This window comes from Wolbachia endosymbiont of Armadillidium vulgare str. wVulC, from assembly GCF_001027565.1.
Lineage (GTDB): Bacteria > Pseudomonadota > Alphaproteobacteria > Rickettsiales > Anaplasmataceae > Wolbachia.
In genome coordinates this window covers 520,353-539,941 of the sequence record NZ_ALWU01000001.1, presented here as the reverse complement: position 1 = coordinate 539,941, position 19,589 = coordinate 520,353, and the positions used below count along the sequence as shown (strand labels likewise).

Below are 19,589 nucleotides of genomic sequence, written 5' to 3'. Positions count from 1 at the left end.
TGGATATCAAAAACAGAGTACGGATAGCAAGATCACTATGAAAATGGATAAGTCTGTTCTAAGAACCTGTACATGATCTCAAAGAAGGGATAAAGTAGGAGATAATGTATATAAATTAGATATATGAGAAGTGTATACCCAAGTGACATAAGTCGTGAAAAATTCAAGATAATTTTACCAGATCTAGAATCTTGTAGAAAAAAACAAAGCCAAGAAGACTTATGATGTATTTTGTGGAGTGCTGTACGTCCTAAAAAGCTGTTGCCAGTGGAGAATGTTCCCACAAGAGTTTCCAAAATGGAGAAGTTGTTACGACTACTTTAAAAAATGGAGCGAAAAACCAAGAGAAGATAAAGAAAGTATTTTGGAGAGTGTTTTAAAAAAAATTAGTTAGAAAGGTCCGTATCAACAATGGTAGGAAACAGTTTCTGTATAATTGATGCTCAAAGTGTTAAAAACGCAGATACTGCTGAAAGAAAGGGCTATGATGCAGGCAAAAAAATTTCAGGTATAAAGCGCAGTTGATACACAAGGTCTTCCACACGCAATTCATATAACAACGGCAGAAGCAGCTGATCGTAGCAATGCTGTAAAAATGGTTAAAAATGCTAAAGCAAAACTCTCTGAAGTCAAAAATATACTCGCTGATGCTGGCTATACAGGAGAAAATTTTGCAACACAAATAAAAGCAACTATTGGTGCAACTGTTGAGGTGAAGCGAATTACATACCTTTGCTGTATTGCCAAAAAGATGGGTTGTAGAGAGGTCTTTTGCTTGGTTGGAAAAATGTAGACGGTTATGGAAAAATTGCGAGCGTAAACTCAACACCAGCTTACAAATTGGCTTTCACTTCTTTGCTCCTCAAAAGATTATGAACAGGTTCTTAGGAAATCTAAGTATGATAATACTAAAAAAAGAAATGTACTCTATTAAACGTTCTATTGTTAACCTAGTATCCAGAACAAAAAAATATCAAAGTCGTCACATTATATCACGAACCTTTTCCAAGACTTTCTTCATATTTTCGCTTGAAAGTAGGATTAAGCCAAGCCTAGATAAGTATCCACCTTCAGTGCTGATAGAGTCTACAACTTCTTTAATGAATTCTCTTAACCCATCAACAGTATATAAGTGTTCTTTCTTTATATAAAGATATAAAGGCCTTGCTAACATATATTCCCCCGATGATATATTTTTATAAGTTGGCTCAATTCCTGCGATTGTACTTCCTTGAATTTCATCTTGGTTTTTCGCTAGAAAGCTGAAGCTAAATATTCCTAAAGCGTTTTTATTGCTCTTCAATTTTTGTATTATTATGTTTTCATTAATTCCAACTTCTATATACCTTCCATCATCCCTGATATTACTACATGCTTTCTTTCTTTTTTCCTGATCTTTATAATTCTCTTTGAAAATCCTTGAGTTCATACATGAATATTGATCAAGCATAATAAAATTAACCAAAGTTTCATGTGTGCCTGTATTTTGATGTGGACCATAGATTTTAATTTCTGTTTTTGGTAGGGCTTGATTTACATCAGACCAAAATTTTTTATTATTTTTTACTAATCTGCCATTTTCTTGAGAATATGCAGATAAAGTTTCAAATAGGTCATTTTTCGTAAAATCAAATCTATGGCTTTGATTTGAATTTGCAATGACAACTCCATCATAGCCAATGATGATCTCTATTACTTCATTAACTTTATTTCTTTTGCATAGTTCTCTCTCTACTTCCTTGATAGGACGAGATGAAGTGGTGATATCTGGTGTGTCTTCCCCTATCCCTAAGCAAAACATTTTGAACCCTGATCCACTTCCTATTGATTCCACAACTGGAGTTTTAAAGGGAAATACACGACTGAATTCTTCAGCTATAAATGAGATAAACGGAAAAACAGTTGAAGATCCAACAATTCTGATATACTTTCGGGCATCGGTATTTGATAGCGGCATGAGTAATACAAGTGCAAAAATAAGGAAAAAGCGTTTCAGCATCGTTTCTGCTTAAGAGTGTAAACTTAATTATTGTAATAAAAAATCAAACTGAAAAGCTTTTTTTCTAGATTTCAGCAGGTATAGCAATCACAATTTATTATCAAGCAGCCAGGAAAAATACTCCACAAAAAATAAAACTAGGTTACACCATAGCTACGTTGCAGTATCTCCTAACAAATAATTGAGTTGTTAAGTGCAAAAGTAGTCAATCTAATGTTAAAATACAACGTTTTTGGGAGTGTTAAATAAACCATACGCGTCAAGTTAAGGAAAAGTGGAATAAGAAAGATACCGTCTTGCTAGTCAACAAAAAAATTACTCAAGCTGTATCATAAAATCAAAAAATACTTCTGATTGTGTAACAGTACACAGATTACAGTTAGTGAATATGTTGAATGGATTGGAAGCATTTTTTGATTTTAAACTACAGTCAACATCCTAGTTCTGTAATTCTTGATATGATTTGGATCAAAAGCACTTTTGGATGTCAGGATACCGAAAATGATATGGAGTAGCTTACGCTCCCACAATTGCCATATTATGCTTACCCTTCTTCTTTAGTCTTTGGCAAAAACTCACAATGATAGGATTGTGATTCTTGGCTACTATGGCAGGAAAGAAAAGGGCCTTACGTAATGTTTGTGAACCTGATTTACTTAATCTTGGTTTAGAATGTACAGATGAACCTGATGTTATATTTTTCGGTATAACTCCTGTATATGCTGCCAATTGCCTGGCATCTCTAAAAGCTTTTATGTCAGGGATTTCAGCTAAAATAGCTATTGCTGATTCCTCTCCTATTCCTGGAATAGTCAATAGAAGCTGAAAATTTTCCAACAATTCTTTGTGCTGCTTTAATAGTTTGCGTATGGAGTTTTTTATTATTTCTATTTTTTTAACTATATTCGTTGCAAGATCCTCCCAAGCATTTGCAACTTCTTTAGGCAGTCTCTCTTTTTTTTCTAGGTGGTTATTTACTAATTCTTTTAACGCAACTGAGCAACGATAAAGATGTTTTAATTTTTTCATTTCAGAAGAAGGTGGTGTCCAACGAGTTGGTTCCTGTCTTTGGCAATAATCAGCAATAATTTCTGCATCAGTCTGATCATTCTTTTGTCTTACGAGCTTACTCCTTGTATAAGATTTAATACAATAAGGATTTACAACACTAACAAAATGTCCAGCATTGTGCAGAAATTCAGCCAAAGCTTCGCTATAACAACCACATGCATGCCTTTACTTCTTCCACATTATGCTTTTGTAGAAAACTCAGCAGACCTTGAAACCCAAGATCATCGTTCTTAAAGCTCCTTTTCCTAGTTTCACGCTTTTCTTTTTTACTTATGAATGAAAGAAAAACATCAAAGCGATCTTTTGATACATCAATTCCAAGAAAGTTGTTGATCATATATAACCCCATACGTTACCATTTAAAACGAAAAGTAAGGCTAACCTTGTGGATACAGAATTAGAGCCATTTAGGTCTTTCTACGATACCGTCCAGCCTATACTTTTGAGGAGGGAACTCTTATCTTTCTTACAGATTTTATATCTAAGAGGAGAAACAGAGTTCTTCCCTCCTCCACCTAATGCTTAAGCTTAAAACATTAGATGCTTTTTACAAGATACAAGAAGAGAAGCAGTAAAAATTATTTTAGACATTAAACGATAAAATTAGTAATTTATAGACTCTTTAAAAAAAATTATCTTATTTTAGATCAAGATTTCTTAAAAAATAAATATAACAAATAAGATATCTACCCTAAATGGTTGCTATATTAGGCGTATTCTCTTAACTTGATGCGTATGGTTTATTTAACACTCCCTGCCTGTGCGCTTTGATGCAGATTACTTAAACGCTTCTATTGATAACTATTGCAGTAGCATCTGGAATAATATTCCCTTGGTGGAAGTGAAATAAAGTTAAAGTAGGCTAACATAAAAATTAAGTGATACTGAGGCTCATATTCAAATGAGCCTCAGTATATTTTAAATCTTACCGCCCATTACAATGTTGATGAGTTTCCATACTTGAAATTTGAGGAGATTCTAATTTAGTACTCTGCAAAATAGAAAGTTTTAATAACTCCTTTAGAGCTAATTTTTCAAGTGCTGTATCATCTTTATTTAAGATTTTATCTAGCATGTTGCTTTTCTGTAAGCAATTAACATAATTTCTAGCTTCCCCATTAAGAGCCTCTACTGTGTTGATACAAGACAATACTAAATCCGAGCTCTTTATTGCTAAAATTCCATTTACGAAAATGTCTAATTTTGTTTTATCTTTAGTTAAGTCTCTAGCTAACCTATTTCTGATAACAGGATTATTATCATTAAACACAGTGTATCTAAGATAAAAACTAGGATTAGTAAGCATAGAGTACTCCACAGGTGCTGTGTTGGAAGTGCCGTAACGGCGGTACAAAGACATGCCACACTTAACAACACGATCTCCTCTTGTTGTAGTATCATACCTGAAATTACCATAATACTTTGATAACAAAGAAAAAAGACGTATTATACTTGTACCTCTATCTTTCATTTCCTCAAAAAGCTTTTTATCATTTATTAGTTTGTTCAAGATATAATCCATAGTGTCACACAAATGAAACATACCTCTCTTTTCCAAAATAGCCTCAGCTAATTCGATAGATTTTTTATCCTCATCTATGAAAGTTTTTTCATTTCTATTTAACTGTATGATTTCAGCTTTGCTACTGCTGTATAGGTTAGTTGTTTCTATTAATATTTCAAATCTTTTTGTATTCATATATATTAATTAAAGTAAATATTAATAATATTTACTTTTTAATAAAAATAAATAGAAATCTTAATTTTTTAAACAAAATGAAAGTCCTTTTATATTTGTCTGAGCATCAAAGAGGTTTTATTAGTGTGATCCGTTCTCTATTGCACCTGGCTGGAGCACGTAGTGCCAATACTTTTATAGCACCACTTCTACTGTGAATACTAAGCGATCTGTCTTAGAATCTCCTCTTTTTGCTGCTCATGAACTTTAGAACAACCGCATGCAGGAGATGCAGCAGCAGGTCTTGCAACACACTTAGGTCTTTTTGCTTGAGCATTGAGGCCAGACAATACCTCTTCCATCAATGGGTTGACAAAGAACCATCCTCCCATATTTTTTGGTTCCTCTTGACACCATATAATTTCAGCGTTTTTGTACTTCTCAAGTTCACTGCCTAGTTTATCAGCAGGGAATGGATAGAATTGTTCTAAACGGACTACTGCTATATCGTTTATTTTTTGTGCTTCAAGCATTTCAATTATGTCGTAATAAACTTTACCACTGCATATTACGACTTTACGTATTTTATCATTTGAAGCTAAACTTTTTCTACACTCTGGAATTATCGTGAGAAATTTTTCTTCAAAGTCAGACAGATTAGAAACTGCCTTTTTGTGGCGCAATAGCGATTTAGGTGTAAATGCTACCAAAGGCTTACGGAAGTCTCTGTGGATTTGCCGGCGCAAGGCATGAAAATAATTTGCGGGAGTGGAGCAATTCACTATCTGCATATTATCTTCTGCACAAAGTTGCAAAAATCTTTCTATACGAGCAGAACTATGCTCAGGTCCTTGCCCTTCATAACCATGAGGCAAAAGTAAAACTAGACCACTTGATCGCAACCACTTTGTTTCTGCAGATGCAATAAACTGGTCGATCATAATTTGCGCGCCATTTGCAAAATCACCAAACTGTCCTTCCCAGAGCACCAGTGAATATGGAGAATCAAGGCTATAGCCATATTCAAAGCCCATCACAGCATACTCAGATAGTGCACTATCTATAACTTCAAAGCGAGCTTGTTCTTTGTTTATATTGTTCAGTGGAATAAACGTTTCTTCTGTTACCTGATTAACAAGTCTTGAATGACGGTGCGAAAAAGTACCGCGACCAGAATCTTGTCCTGACAAGCGCACTCCTATTCCTTCTGTGAGCAATGACGCGAATGCAAGACTTTCAGCAGTTGCCCAGTCTATATTCCTACCGGAATTTATATTGTCTATTCTTCCATCGAGTATTTCTCTAACCTTATTGTGGATATTAAAACTGCTTGGAATATTGCTATTTATGTGTACACCTAACTTTTTTAGCTCATCTGGTGAGACACCAGAGTCTGTATAGTATTCATTCAAATCGTTCAACTTTGCTCTTCTTAATTTTGACCACACTCCACCAAACCAGTCGGCTTTTTTGGAAGTGTAAGTCGCTGACTCAGCAAGGCTTTTATCCAATCTTGCCCTAAATTCGCTGCGTAATTTATTTACTTCATTGTCACTTAATACTTTCTCTGCAGTCAGCTTCTCTTCATACAGTGTTCCTGGAGTTTTATGCTTTGATATTGCTTGATACATAAGTGGCTGAGTGAAATTTGGTTCATCGCCTTCATTATGGCCATATTTGCGGTAACATATTATGTCAATCACTACGTCCTTTTTAAATTTTTGCCTATATTCCATTGCCAAACTCGCGGCAAAACCCACGGCTTCTGGATTATCTCCATTAACATGAAATATTGGAGCTTCTATTGATTTTGCTACATCAGTACAATAAAAAGAAGAGCGTGCACAACGAGGATTCGCAGTAAAACCAACTTGGTTATTGATGACAATATGCACGATACCACCAACTTTATAACCTTCAATGTTGCTCAAAGTCAGGGTTTCGGCAACCACTCCCTGCCCGATAAAAGCTGCATCACCATGAATTGATATTCCAAGCACAGATCTCATATTTTGTTTTGCCCTTACTCTTCCAGCTAGAACCGGATTTACCGCCTCAAGGTGAGATGGGTTAGGACATAAACTTAAGTGTATTTTTTTACCACCAGCAAGTGCTCGATCAGAAGAGTAACCAAGGTGATATTTGACATCACCAGATACCTCAAGACCACTTGGGTATGCAAGATTGCCTTGAAATTCAGACAGCATTGCCGCATATTCTTTCCCCATAACTTTGGTTAGAACATTAAGCCGTCCTCGGTGGGCCATACCAAGAACTATTTCTTCAATACCAAAAGCTGCAGAATCACTAATAACTCTTTCAATTGCAACAATGGCTGACTCCCCACCTTCGATAGAAAAACGCTTATATCCAGGAAATTTCATATGGAGAAATTGCTCGAACATCTCAGATTCAATCAAGTGCCTTAGTATTTCTTTTTTATCCTGAGGGCTTAGCGTATAGACCTGATTTTCAATTTTCTCCTGCAGCCAAACTCTTTCCTCATAAGGGGAAATATGCATAAATTCAAAGCCGATATTCTTGCAGTAAATATCTCTATAGATTTCAGCATCACGCATTGGAGATAGGTTCGAGTATTTTTGATAATTTATTTCTTTATTTACATTTGGTGATAATGGATTTAAGTCTGCAAAAAAATGACCGTAAGATCTGAAAAAATTTGCTACACTAGACTCTACCTTAGTTACATGTTGCGTGTCACAAAATTCCGTTTTATTAACCCCTAAATTGCTCGAAAAAATTCTGTACCAATCCTCCCCGATTGATCTATCGCCCTGCAGATAACGGCTATACATTTCCTCTACAAATTCTGCATTATCACTATAAAGGTAGCTTAAACTTAGCATAATCACTATAAAAGATATCAAATACTTATAAGTATACCTTAAGTTTTTTAAAAAAGAACTCCTTTAGTTTCCAATTATTAAGTTATACAAACACTGCAATCTGAGTTCTCCAGGAAGGGTGTCATTCTAGACTGGCATCTAATCTTTCCATAAAACATTGTATTTTAACATAAAACAGCTATACTCACCAACTTATGCCCAATCAGAATTCCTAGATCCCAGTGTCAAGCGCTGGGATGACATCTTTTTTGGACTCCTATACTATTGCTGATTGAAGATTATTGAAATTTTTTTTGCACATTTAAGAGCGCAAGCGTTTATGAGTCAGAGGATAAGTCATATAAGATTTACTGGATCTTAATACTTTGAATTTATATTTTAGTAAACGGTAATTGGTATGAGTGATCTATTTAAAAGTGATAATTATGATAAGAATCTCAATTCTTTGATAAGAGCCATAAATCTGAAGGATACAAAAAAAATTAATGAACAATATGATGAAACATTGAGGGATTTATCTCAAGCTCTGAAGGGTTTTACAAATAAGGCAAAGTCAGAAGATGTAGCCAAGTTTGTTATATATAGTGACTTGAATAATTATGTAGAACCGGTGGATGCAAAGCCACTCGGTTTTTTTGGAACATTGAAGGGGATATTAGATAGAGTTTTGGGAAAAGATATTCCAGTTAAGGATAATGACATAAGAGATTTTGTTGGTGATGAATTATCAAGTTTCACTATAGAAGAAAAAGCAGCCGAATATACAATCATTTTGAAAGGAATTAATGTATTCGGCTATGAAAAACTTAATGCTTTGAAAAAATTTTTAGACTCAGAGCAGAACAAAAAAAGCCAGGAGGAACATAAACCGCATGAAGTAAACTTGGAAAGCAGAACAACGCCAAGGCAAAAGAAAGAAAAGCAGCCAAAAAAAGAATCTGCTAGTAATCACATGAAGCAAATAAAACGACCAACAACAGCGCCTCCGCCACCTCCTATTACTTCAAATGAGCTTAAACCTGAGCCTCAGAAAAAGGTTGCTACTACTGAAAAGAAGAAGGTGCGCTTTGAATCGAAACCAGAGATTATACCTTTTGATGATTCAGGATATGAAAGTTTATCAGATGAAGAGTCTGATAAAAAAATATCTAATTACCAAGAAAAAGGGTCAATTTACGTAACAGTTCCTAAAGAACATATAGAAGCGAAAAGAGAAAGTAGAAAGAAACAGCCAACAAAACCGTCAATAGCACCACCAATGCCAAACGCTATCGGTCAAGAAGTGAGGCAAAAACCTAAAAAAGATAAACCTGAAATACCACCAAAGCCTAAAAACCTAGGCCAACAAGTGAGCACGAAACCAAGGATAGTAGGAGTGACTCCAAAAAAATCAGCTAAAAGTAAACCGATAGTACCGCTAAAAAAAGCTGCTGATAAAGCAGCACCAGAAGTAAAAGTGGTTACTATGAAAGAAAAAGTAAATAGCAAGAAGGACGGCAGAGTAAAGTCAATGGTAGAAAAAATTGAGCAAAATCAAGCTGCTGAGAGCAAAGCCACTCCTGCTGCACAAGCAGATATCGGTATGAAGAAAGATCCTGAACCATCGCCAAAAGCTGCCTCTCAATCTCACTTATTTCCGACAGGAAATAAAAGATCTAAAATGAACCCCATAACAGCAAAGTCCGATCCCAAGCCTCCAGTTAGTGAAAAACCTCTTCTCACGCATGTCAGCGTAAAGAAAATAGCTGCACGATTTGAAAGCCATGGGAAGAAATAGCTATAACCTATTGAACAAACCCTATAATATCCTTGGTCTTTCTTATATTGTTATTTGCAATTTCTGCTGCTTTCTTTGTACCTTTTTTTAATATTTCATGTAAATGGAATTGGTCTTTTAAAAGACCGTTCATCTTCTCACGTATCGGTGATATAACACCGATGATTAAGTCAGCTAACTCTTTTTTGAAGTGCTTCATGTTATGCTTGTTCATTTCTTCGCACACTTTATCCACGCTTGTGTCACTAAGCACTGAATAAATGCTCACCAAATTGCTTATTTCTGGACGACACTTTAAAGTACAAAAATCAAAGCTTGAGATTGAATCTGTTTTTGCTTTTTCTATTTTTTTGACAATTAAGTCATCCGTATCATCAAGGTTAATGCACGAATGTTCTGAAGGGTCAGATTTACTCATCTTGCTTGTACCATCTCTTAAGCTCATTATTCTTGATGTGCAATCCAAAGTTAAGATTTCAGGTACGATGAAATAATCCAGTTTATAATGATTGTTAAAAGCTGATGCAATATCACGTGCAAGCTCCAAATGCTGTTTTTGATCATCACCAACAGGAACGTATTTAGTTTGATACAACAATATATCTGCAGCCATAAGTACTGGATAACTATATAATCCAAGAGAGGCTTTTTGCTTATCATTGCCAGCCTTGTCTTTAAATTGAGTCATACGACTGAGCCAACCAATTGGCGTGTAGCACCCAAGTAGCCAACAGAGCTCTGCATGCCCACTAACTGTAGACTGATTAAAAATAATGGACTTTTCTGGATCTATTCCACATGCAATATAAGCTGCTGCTGTTTTGAAAATATTACTTTTTAATTCGTTTGCAGGAAGCTTATTTGCTGTGATTGCATGTAGATCAACAATGCAAAAAAGAGATTTATATTTATCCTGTAAGCCTATCCACTGTTTGATTGCACCAAGATAATTACCTAAATGTAGTACGCCACTTGGCTGGATACCTGAAAAGACAATACTTGTCATTATACATTTACCTCATGCTAATCGCTTCCACAATCAGTAGATTTCTTAGAAAGAATAACCATTGCAGGACGGAGCAACCTATTTTTGATAGTATAACCAGTTTGTAGTACTTCTATAATAGTACCAGGCTCTTTTTCATCGTCCTCTCTTTCCACAACGGCTTGGTGTAAATTACTGTCAAAAAGCTCACCAAGTGGATCTACTTCCTCTATTCCATGTTTTTTTAGATCATTTATAATTTTTTGATAAGCTACTTTAATCCCCTCATGAACAGGATCACCATCTTTCAAATTTTCCATTACTTTTTTTAAATTGTCGCACGAGTCGATCATATCACGTGCAAACTTTGTGACTGCATAGTCACTTGCATCGCTAATTTGCTTTTGCATTATACGTTTGACGTTTTCATTATCTGCAACAGCACGGCGTAAATGATCTTCAAGCTGAGCTGCACGCTCTTTTAATGTATTGAGATCTTCATTTAAATCATCAGTTTGCTTATGGTTATCACTTTGTTGGTCGTCACCTTTCTGCCTACTTACCATATCAGCAAACTTCTTCTTTTTCTCTTTACTGCTATCTGACATATTATTACCCTTAAGAATCTAATAAATATATAGCAATTAATTCGAAAATATCAAGCGCCAGCTACATTCGTCTTTCTATGCTCGCATTTAAAAAGTCAATTAAAGTAGTTTTATAAAAAGAATCAGAAAAAGTACTAATATCATTTTGTGCCATATTAATGTAGTGTCTAGCTTTTTCCATAGAAAGCTGAATGGCATTATGGTGGTTAATATAGTGTAATGCTTGGTTAAAATTGTGTCTAGCTGAAGAAAAGCATTTTTCCCAGAATTTTTGCTCTGCTGGACTGCCCTTTTCGTATGCTATAATAGCAGGTAAGGTGACTTTACCTTCGAAAAAGTCTTTTCCGACTTGTTTTCCAGAAGTGCNTTGATTAGCAGTATAATCGAGCATATCATCAACTATTTGAAATGCCATACCAAAATTAAAACCAAAATTCTTTAGCCTCTCTGTTTCGTCATTTGTTGCACCAGATACTGTAGATGCAGCTTCACAGCATGCAGAAAATAAAGATGCTGTCTTTTCTCCAATGATATCAAAATAATTTTTCCTAATCGTGTTAGGGTCAAAACGCGTTGTCATCTGCTTTATCTCACCCTTCACAAGCAAGTTTGATGCCTTAGATAAAATAGAGAGAACACTTAAATTTCCACATTCTATAAGCCATCTAAATGCTAAGGTCAACAACAGATCACCAACTAAAATGCTTGATTTATTTCCCCAAATTTTATTCGCTGTTGCAACTCCATGGCGTGCCTTACTTTCATCAAGCACATCGTCATGAAGTAAAGTAGCGTTGTGTATAAATTCTACCGATGCAGCAATGTTGATCCTACTCTCTCCAGAATAGCTCAGCATTTTACATATAATAAAAACGAGCTTAGGCCTTATCTTTTTTCCTCCTGATTTAACAAGATGAGATATGATATCGGTAGCAAGCTTCGCATCTTCATCATTGACATTTTTGAAGATAAAATCATTCATAGTTGATAAATCATAAGATACGATATTATCTAATTTACTATTGTTTGTTAAATCAGTGTTTAGCATTTAAGAAGACTTATGCTTCTTGTTCTTTCCCGACTTTCTTCTTTTCTATTTTTTTTGATTCTGTTTCTAAAGTTACTATGCCTTTTTTAATGAACCACAGTACCCTTTCAGTTGCCTGCGCTCCTACACTTAGCCAATGTTTTAATCTATCAGCTTTCACTACAATACGACTTTTATTGTCTTTTGGTAACATTGGATCGTATTGTCCTATTTTCTCAATAAAACGCCCATCTCTTGGTGCTCGTGAATCAGCTACAACTATCCTATAAAAAGGGCGTTTCTTTGCGCCAAACCTTGCCAACCTTATTTTAACTGCCATGTCAACCTTTATTCATATATTAATTACAATTTAATACAATAAACAGTTCAAGTCAAACTAATTGTACCTCTTTTACCTGAAAACAACATAACTTCCGCTAATCACTCATAAAAGGAAGACCTAAGATAAAACTTTTTTATATATCATCAATCATAGCGTGGTTAACTTCAACTATATACTTTAATTTTAGATAGCGAATTAGCTGTTCCTTTAGCGGTATCATCACACGTTTTCCAGTGTCAAGCATGTTTAATTTACCATTTGATAAGTGCATTTCTTTTAAAACACCTATTATAATTTCATTGTTGTATTGAATAGGCTCTGTTACTAAACCAGCTGTCTTCATATTAAAAATCTCTTCTATAAAAGAAAAAGGGTAGCTTTGTTCATTGCGTTGTATTTGCTGATCTTTAACCAATTTTACACCTTGCATTTCTTCCAAATCTGTCTTTTCTTTTAGTTGAACTGCAACTTCTTGTCCTAATTTAAACATTCTTTCTTTTATAAACTCACTACGCCAAAGCTTCACGGCTGATGCCCTACTTTCTTCAAAACTTTGTAATTTAGGAGGAATGATATCAGTGATTTTTACACTAACAACAGCGTCCCCAACGTCCTTGAAATAACCTTTCTGATCCTTTTCTCGCGAAAAAATGAAAGAAATCAAATCACCAGAATCTCCTACGTTATTACCGTTTTGATCTTTTCCACTCGCATCTACTGGACCAATAGTTTGTATAGGCAAATTGTATTCACTCAATATTTCTTCAATTGCTGTGCCATTGTATATCTTATAGTTCACTTGGTTTATGAAGTCATTGACTCTTTCAAAAGACTTTTGGTTAGTTAAAACTGACTTTATGCCTTTTTTTAAATCAACTAAGTCTTCATCAGAGATTTGATGCGCACTTTCCACTTTTATTATGTGCCAACCAAAACTGCTTGCTAAAACTTCACTTACTTCACCTACTTTGAGAGCAAATACCTTTTCTCTCACGTCTTCTGGTAAAGAATCCTTGGTTATATTATCTACTCTAGTTTCCTCAAGTTTTGCTTTGCCAAACTTTTCTACTATCTGTTCAAAGCTCGTTTTACCCTCCTCAAATGCCCTTCTTGCTGTCTCAGCTTTCTCTTTGGTAGAAAATATTACATTGAATATATCTCTTTGATCTTTAAGTTCCTGTTGTTCTATTACACCATCAACTTCTTCATCTGAGATTTTGATTTGATCTTCAAAATACTTTTGGTCCAGAGAAATATATTGCGCAGTTCGATACTCAGGATAATAAAAATTGGACTTATTTCTTTCGTATAAATCAAGTAAGACTTGATCATTTGGCTCAGGAACGTTTGTAACTGCATCTTCAGTTATTTTAACAATATCAACTACTCTAGTTTGGTAGCGACTTTTGTATATCTGCTCGTCAATTTTCTCGCCAAAAGTTATCGGATAATTATCTTTAAATAATGAAGTCATGAACATCATTACAGGCAGGATTTTCTCTAGCTTTGCTATATACTCCTTTTCTGTAATATGCAGGCTATTTAGCGTTTTATGGAATTTATTTTTGTCAAATTCGCCTTTATCATTTTGAAAGTACTTGGTATTTTTAATATGGTTTTTTATAGACTCTTCTCCAACTGTTAATCCCAGTTCACTAGTTAGGTTAAACAATAGTTTTTGCTCTATAAGTGCATTAAGCAAATCGTATTTCAGCTTTTTGACTTGTTCTCCACTTGCATCAGATCCAGAGATTTGCTTTCCATAATTTTGATATAGCGATTTATACTCATCTGATGTTATAACTTCTTTTCCAACTCTAGCTACCTCTTCTTTTTCATCATCATCTGATAAAAGGTTGCTAACTCCCATGAAGATTAACAAGCAAGCTAAAAGGACAACGGTTACTTTAGTGAAAAAATTTTTAACATTCATTTTAAACTCAGTTAATTAATGGTTAATTATAGGATAGTGATAATATAATTCTTGTAAACCTGTTGCTTTATTAGCTAATATATATAATATTACAATATATTAACTTAAAATTTAACTCTCCTCTTAGATAAAAACATATATTCAACTGAGTTATACTATACCTTAAGAAGGGAAAATATTTTTTTGAATCGTTTGAAATATGCTTAAAGGTAAGCGCATTTAATTAACCTAAGAGGTGAGAAATATAAACCAAAAAGTTGTTGAATGACAAAGTTAATGCTTTTTTAGTTTTAATAGCTTATATTTTATCTTTATAACAGTAAAGGAATATTAACATGGGAGATGTTTTTTTGATGTCAATGGAGTCTTCTAAGGACAATAACGATAAAAATGAACAATTTCTCATGCAAATAGCTGCTTGGCTGGTAGATAACACTAGTTTAACTTTTAATCAAATAGCACAATGTTGCAAATTAGACCTTAAAAAAGTACAAGATATAGCTGATGAGGAAATAGAAGTTGAAAAGTATGACCCTATTATTTCTGGAATAATTACTGAAAAAGAAATCGATGATTGCAAAAAAAATCCAAATCGTGTGCCAAATTTGATTATGGAAAATATAAAAAAAAGGAGAAAAGCGGTTTGCAGCATTCTTGGCTTTGCTTCTACAATAAGGCGTAGAGATAAACCTAATGCGATTTATTATTTGATAAAAAAATTTCCTATCTTTGACAATAATGTTATAGCTAAGCTAGTGAGTACAACAAATTATACAGTTGAGCAAATAAGAGATGGATCTCATCATAACATGCACAATATAAAACCCCAAGATCCTGTACTGCTCGGCTTATGTAGCCAGGAAAATTTAGAAGCGGAAGTGGAAAAAGCAAAGGTAGAAGAAGAAAAACAACGAAGGTTAAAAAATATAAATGAATAGCTATTGATGATTCTCAAATTTTTGCGATTTGTGAACATTAAATTAACTTGACTTGTTAGTTTTTGTCAGTATAATATAAGTAAAGTATCTAGTTTAATAGTAATTAAGCTTAAGTACGCACTAAAAACTAGCTCATTTATTATCTTATAGTCACATCTTAGGTTAGTAAGCATCAGTTAAAATTTTTGGAGGATTATGACAACAATCAATGAAGATGTCTTAGCAAAAGGAAAGGTTATAGATCAACCTGAAAAAGGTGAACGAGTTCACAATAATGATACAGTAAACCAGATAGCCATTGAAGGTACTGAAAAAAACAAAAAAACATTAGATCTGAGCGAATTAAAAAAGAAAACAGCAGAAGAATTGTTAGAGTTAGCTGAAGAAAGAAAAATTTCAACTAACGGTAAAAGCAATGGTAGAATGCTAAAGCAAGAAATAATATTCAGCTTAATGAAGAAAATGAGCGAAGAAGGAGGCATAACCACAGGGAGTGGAATAGTGGAAATATTGCCTGATGGTTTCGGTTTCTTACGTTCAGCAAGTGCAAATTATGCCCCAAGTACCGATGATGTTTTTATTTCCAACGGGCAAATAAAGAAGTTTAATTTACGCACAGGAGATATGGTATATGGGGAAATAAGGCCACCTGGTGATAAAGAAAGATATTTTACTTTAACTAAGGTTCAAAGTATAAACTCTACTGAAGTCAGTGAATTAAGAAAGTACGTCCATTTTGATAATTTGCTTCCTCTTTATCCTGAAGAGAGCTTAATCCTTGAAAACAACAGCAGTGGAGATAATAAAAAAGATATAAATATGCGTGCTGTGGATATAGTGACACCTCTTGGAAAAGGACAAAGAGCATTGATAGTTGCTCCGCCTCGTACAGGAAAAACGATATTGCTTCAGCAAATGGCTCACTCTATAGCTACAAATCATCCTGAAATAGAACTAATAGTATTACTTATAGATGAAAGACCCGAAGAGGTGACAGATATGATGCGCTCTGTAAAGGGTGAAGTGGTAAGCTCTACATTTGATGAACCTGCCTATCGTCATGTCCAGCTTGCTGAAATAGTAATAGAAAAAGCTAAAAGAATGGTCGAGCACAAAAAAGATGTAGTGATTTTGCTTGATTCTATAACTCGTCTTGCACGTGCTTATAATGCAGTAATTCCTTCGTCTGGAAAAGTTCTAACTGGCGGTGTAGATTCAAATGCACTGCAGAGACCAAAACGCTTTTTTGGAGCAGCTCGTAATATTGAAAATGGTGGTTCTTTGACAATTATCGCTACAGCTCTTATAGAAACTGGTTCAAAAATGGATGAAGTTATTTTTGAGGAGTTTAAAGGTACAGGTAATGCTGAAATTATACTCGATAGAAAGCTTGCTGATAAACGTATATTTCCTGCTATTGATATTACAAAATCCGGAACAAGGAAGGAAGAGCTATTAGTTAATAAGGCTATACTAAATAAAATATGGGTGTTGCGTAGGATACTTAGTCCTATGGGATCTGTTGAAGCGATGGAGTTTTTGCGCGACAAATTACTTTTAACAAAGAGCAATGCTGACTTTTTTAACTCTATGAATCACTAGAAGTAAGCCAGTTATGATTGGATATGCTGAGCAAAAAGTAAAACGCTCTTATAGCTAAAATAATTTGGATTTACCAGATAGTTAAGTTGGTAATCTACCTTAAGTTGCTGTTCCAGCGTGTAGCACTAGTTTTGATCGAAAATTTTGTACAGTCAGTTTATTTACAATCAATTTTCCAGTATCAGCTACTTAAATGACATCTTTTGGACTCTTAATATTAGTATGTTTATACAATTGTGTATCAGTATTGGAGTGACATATTCCAAAAAGAATCGTATCTACTCTGAATCATCTGACAGGTTGTATGCTTGATAAGCGTAATTTGGAGCTTCCTGTGTAATGATTATATCATGAGCATGACTTTCTCTTAATCCTGATGCAGTAATAGTAACAAATTTGCAGTTTTTTTTCATCTCTTCTATATTACGATTACCAGTATAACCCATTGCAGCTTGCAATCCACCAATTAATTGACAGATCACTCCTGAAGCTGGACCTTTAAAAGGAACTCTTGCTTCTACTCCTTGTGGGACTAAATCAAGCTTTGAATCTTTATCTTGAAAATAACGGCTAGCTGAACCTCTTTTCATTGCGCTAATAGATCCCATTCCTCGATATTCTTTATATGCTCTACCCTTATACATGATAATCTCACCTGGGCTTTCGTCAGTACCAGCAAAGATTGAACCTATCATCACAGTATCAGCACCAGCTGCAATAGCTTTTGCAACATCTCCCGAGTATTTTATCCCACCATCAGCAATTAGTCTGACGTTTTTTGTTCTACACACCTCTGCAACATTCTTGATTGCAGAGAATTGCGGTATACCAACACCTGTAACTATTCTGGTAGTACAAATTGATCCGGGTCCTATTCCAACCTTCACTGCATCAACACCAGCATCAATCAACGCTTCAGCAGCCTCCTTTGTTGTAATATTTCCGCCGATTAATTGCGTATTCGGATACATCTTTTTTATTTCTCTAATGGTGCTGATAACGTTTTGGGAATGACCATGAGCGGTATCTACAATAACCACATCGACTTCTTCTTCGATCAAAGCTTCACATCTTTCTATATCATCTTTTTTACCAGTACCAATTGCAGCGGCAACTCTGAGCCGACCTTTACTGTCTTTACACGAATTTGGATATCTATTGTATTTTTCAATGTCTTTAACTGTAATTAGGCCTATGCAACAAGAATTTTTATCAACAACCAAAAGCTTCTCTATTCTATTTGCATGCAACAATTTCATTGCTGAGGCGCTACTCACTTCCTGCTCCCGCACTGTCACTAACTTATCTTTTGTCATTACTTCGGAAACTTTTATATTCATGTTCTGGTCTTCAATAAATCTTACATCTCGGTTAGTTAAAATTCCCACTAACTTGCGTTGCTCAACTACAGGAATTCCAGAATAGTTGTACTCTCTCATTAATGAAATTGCTTCCGCAACCGTTTTATCTGGGGAAATTGTAATTGGGTTATACACGATCCAACTTTCATATTTTTTCACCCTTCTTACTTCTAAAACTTGTTCATCTATTGATAAATTCTTATGTATGCAACCTATTCCCCCATGTTGGGCAATAGCTATTGCAAAGCCTGATTCAGTAACAGTATCCATTGCGGAGGATATGAGAGGGATATTTAGTTCTATATTATTTGTTAAATAAGTTTTTGTATCTGCATCACGAGGCAATACATCAGAATAGGCTGGTAAGAGAAGTACATCGTCAAACGAATAACAAGCTTCCATTTTTTTCATATGCTTTATTTAAAGCTTATACGCCAATTAATGAAATTGCAATAGAGCTTTTGTAAAATTAGCCTGGCTCCAGCTGTTTTTAGATCAAAATAGGATAGGGATGTAGCTTCTAATATATTTATCGCATAATTATGTTATTTGCTAGCAAACAAAACTGTTCAATAGTTAAGCTTTCTGGACGTTCGTCTCCACTCAGTTTAGCATTCTCAAGAATAGTTGAGACATCACTAGTTATACTTTGCAAGCTATTTCTCAGCATCTTTCTTCTTTGAGCAAAAACAGCACGTGTTAGCTTTGTTAAGGTTTCTAAATTGACTGCAAATCTTAGGTTGGACAAAGGTTTTACTGTAATTACTGAAGAATATACTTTTGGTCTTGGAAAAAACTCCTTAGGTTCAATATCAAATTCCTTTTTTATGTCGCATAGTAACTGGCTTAGCACTGATAGGGAACCATAATCTTTAGAATTAGGTTCTGCTGTAATACGCTCTGCTACCTCCTTTTGGAACATTAACGTCAAACTCGTAAAAAATTTTATATTATTTAACCACTTTAAAAATAACGCTACCGAGATATTGTAAGGCAAGTTAGCAATGACTTTAACTGGACATTCTACCAGCTCTTTTTCTACAACATTAAGTGCATCTGCTTCTATAATTCTATATTTTCCCTTATGCTCATTCAGCAATTGTTCATGATGTTTCACTAAATTACTATCTTTTTCTATAGAAAGTAGAAACTTTGGATTATACGCCAATATTTCCCTTGTTAACGCACCATATCCAGGACCAATTTCAATAACATTAAAATCTTTCAGGCTACCAGCTAAGGCAACTATTCTTTTTGTTATCTCATTCGATAAAATAAAATTTTGCCCTAGACTCTTTTTTGGCTTCAATAAAAATTTTCTCATATAATCTTATTATGCAGTTTTTTAAAAATTAGTTGACGAAAATTCACTGATAATTGTATATTGTCAGTGTATTTAA

At 34.5% G+C, this 19,589-nt stretch carries 12 protein-coding genes and 3 pseudogenes; 4 read left to right on the top strand and 11 right to left on the bottom strand.

All coding sequences use genetic code 11. The features are described from left to right. The first annotated feature begins 123 nt into the window (after positions 1 to 123). Positions 124 to 876, top strand: a pseudogene (locus wVul_RS08445) (IS5 family transposase). Between the two features lie 106 nt (positions 877 to 982). On the opposite strand, the gene wVul_RS02655 reads toward wVul_RS08445, so the two are convergent. The 4 genes and pseudogenes from wVul_RS02655 to wVul_RS02640 all read right to left on the bottom strand — a co-directional run bounded on the left by wVul_RS02655 (position 983) and on the right by wVul_RS02640 (position 7,615). Continuing rightward, positions 983 to 1,999, bottom strand: a complete 1,017-nt coding sequence (locus tag wVul_RS02655) for a substrate-binding domain-containing protein (RefSeq protein ID WP_047759030.1) — start codon at positions 1,997 to 1,999, stop codon at positions 983 to 985. Positions 2,000 to 2,418: 419 nt separating this feature from the next. Further along, a pseudogene (locus wVul_RS02650) lies at positions 2,419 to 3,407 on the bottom strand (IS110 family RNA-guided transposase). Between the two features lie 588 nt (positions 3,408 to 3,995). Continuing rightward, entirely contained in the window at positions 3,996 to 4,769 is a 774-nt protein-coding gene (locus wVul_RS02645; protein ID WP_047759029.1) for a hypothetical protein, read from the bottom strand. Positions 4,770 to 4,969: 200 nt separating this feature from the next. Continuing rightward, positions 4,970 to 7,615 carry a 2-oxoglutarate dehydrogenase E1 component gene (locus wVul_RS02640; RefSeq protein ID WP_047759028.1) on the bottom strand — a complete coding sequence of 882 codons (2,646 nt, stop codon included), beginning with the start codon at positions 7,613 to 7,615 and terminating at the stop codon, positions 4,970 to 4,972. Between the two features lie 397 nt (positions 7,616 to 8,012). Between wVul_RS02640 and wVul_RS02635 the strand changes: the two genes are divergently transcribed. Next, complete coding sequence (locus tag wVul_RS02635; RefSeq protein WP_047759027.1) at positions 8,013 to 9,392, top strand: hypothetical protein; 1,380 nt, start codon at positions 8,013 to 8,015, stop codon at positions 9,390 to 9,392. Positions 9,393 to 9,399: 7 nt separating this feature from the next. On the opposite strand, the gene trpS is transcribed toward wVul_RS02635, so the two are convergent. The 5 genes and pseudogenes from trpS to wVul_RS02610 all read right to left on the bottom strand — a co-directional run. Continuing rightward, positions 9,400 to 10,398, bottom strand: a complete 999-nt coding sequence (gene trpS, locus wVul_RS02630) for a tryptophan--tRNA ligase (protein ID WP_047759026.1) — start codon at positions 10,396 to 10,398, stop codon at positions 9,400 to 9,402. Between the two features lie 17 nt (positions 10,399 to 10,415). Beyond that, positions 10,416 to 10,985 carry a nucleotide exchange factor GrpE gene (locus tag wVul_RS02625; RefSeq protein WP_047759025.1) on the bottom strand — a complete coding sequence of 190 codons (570 nt, stop codon included), beginning with the start codon at positions 10,983 to 10,985 and terminating at the stop codon, positions 10,416 to 10,418. A gap of 61 nt (positions 10,986 to 11,046) precedes the next feature. After that, positions 11,047 to 12,033 carry a polyprenyl synthetase family protein gene (locus wVul_RS02620; RefSeq protein WP_047759024.1) on the bottom strand — a complete coding sequence of 329 codons (987 nt, stop codon included), beginning with the start codon at positions 12,031 to 12,033 and terminating at the stop codon, positions 11,047 to 11,049. A gap of 10 nt (positions 12,034 to 12,043) precedes the next feature. Continuing rightward, positions 12,044 to 12,352: a 30S ribosomal protein S16 gene (rpsP, locus tag wVul_RS02615; protein WP_047759023.1), complete on the bottom strand. Its 309-nt coding sequence runs from the start codon at positions 12,350 to 12,352 to the stop codon at positions 12,044 to 12,046. Positions 12,353 to 12,488: 136 nt separating this feature from the next. After that, positions 12,489 to 14,291 (bottom strand): annotated as a pseudogene (locus wVul_RS02610) (peptidylprolyl isomerase); the annotation flags it as partial. A gap of 332 nt (positions 14,292 to 14,623) precedes the next feature. Between wVul_RS02610 and wVul_RS02605 the strand changes: the two are divergent. Together wVul_RS02605 and rho are read left to right on the top strand one after the other, a co-directional pair. Further along, positions 14,624 to 15,226, top strand: a complete 603-nt coding sequence (locus wVul_RS02605; RefSeq protein WP_047759021.1) for a cell cycle transcriptional regulator TrcR — start codon at positions 14,624 to 14,626, stop codon at positions 15,224 to 15,226. A gap of 195 nt (positions 15,227 to 15,421) precedes the next feature. Continuing rightward, positions 15,422 to 16,828, top strand: coding sequence for a transcription termination factor Rho (gene rho / locus wVul_RS02600; RefSeq protein WP_047759020.1), 1,407 nt, complete (start codon positions 15,422 to 15,424; stop codon positions 16,826 to 16,828). Positions 16,829 to 17,106: 278 nt separating this feature from the next. Here the strand turns inward: rho and guaB are convergent, their stop codons facing one another. Next, complete coding sequence (gene guaB, locus wVul_RS02595) at positions 17,107 to 18,600, bottom strand: IMP dehydrogenase (protein WP_047759019.1); 1,494 nt, start codon at positions 18,598 to 18,600, stop codon at positions 17,107 to 17,109. 118 nt (positions 18,601 to 18,718) lie between these two features. After that, positions 18,719 to 19,513, bottom strand: coding sequence for a 16S rRNA (adenine(1518)-N(6)/adenine(1519)-N(6))-dimethyltransferase RsmA (rsmA, locus tag wVul_RS02590; RefSeq protein ID WP_047759018.1), 795 nt, complete (start codon positions 19,511 to 19,513; stop codon positions 18,719 to 18,721). Between the last annotated feature and the right edge of the window lie 76 nt (positions 19,514 to 19,589).

What these genes read in the sequence shown, in the direction of transcription:
- wVul_RS02635 (WP_047759027.1), top strand. Translation starts at nt 8,013, where the DNA reads ATGAGTGATCTATTTAAAAGTGATAATTATGATAAGAATCTCAATTCT.
- wVul_RS02655 (WP_047759030.1), bottom strand. Translation starts at nt 1,999, where the DNA reads ATGCTGAAACGCTTTTTCCTTATTTTTGCACTTGTATTACTCATGCCG.
- wVul_RS02640 (WP_047759028.1), bottom strand. Translation starts at nt 7,615, where the DNA reads ATGCTAAGTTTAAGCTACCTTTATAGTGATAATGCAGAATTTGTAGAG.
- wVul_RS02605 (WP_047759021.1), top strand. Translation starts at nt 14,624, where the DNA reads ATGGGAGATGTTTTTTTGATGTCAATGGAGTCTTCTAAGGACAATAAC.
- rsmA (WP_047759018.1), bottom strand. Translation starts at nt 19,513, where the DNA reads ATGAGAAAATTTTTATTGAAGCCAAAAAAGAGTCTAGGGCAAAATTTT.
- rpsP (WP_047759023.1), bottom strand. Translation starts at nt 12,352, where the DNA reads ATGGCAGTTAAAATAAGGTTGGCAAGGTTTGGCGCAAAGAAACGCCCT.
- rho (WP_047759020.1), top strand. Translation starts at nt 15,422, where the DNA reads ATGACAACAATCAATGAAGATGTCTTAGCAAAAGGAAAGGTTATAGAT.
- trpS (WP_047759026.1), bottom strand. Translation starts at nt 10,398, where the DNA reads ATGACAAGTATTGTCTTTTCAGGTATCCAGCCAAGTGGCGTACTACAT.
- wVul_RS02645 (WP_047759029.1), bottom strand. Translation starts at nt 4,769, where the DNA reads ATGAATACAAAAAGATTTGAAATATTAATAGAAACAACTAACCTATAC.
- guaB (WP_047759019.1), bottom strand. Translation starts at nt 18,600, where the DNA reads ATGAAAAAAATGGAAGCTTGTTATTCGTTTGACGATGTACTTCTCTTA.
- wVul_RS02625 (WP_047759025.1), bottom strand. Translation starts at nt 10,985, where the DNA reads ATGTCAGATAGCAGTAAAGAGAAAAAGAAGAAGTTTGCTGATATGGTA.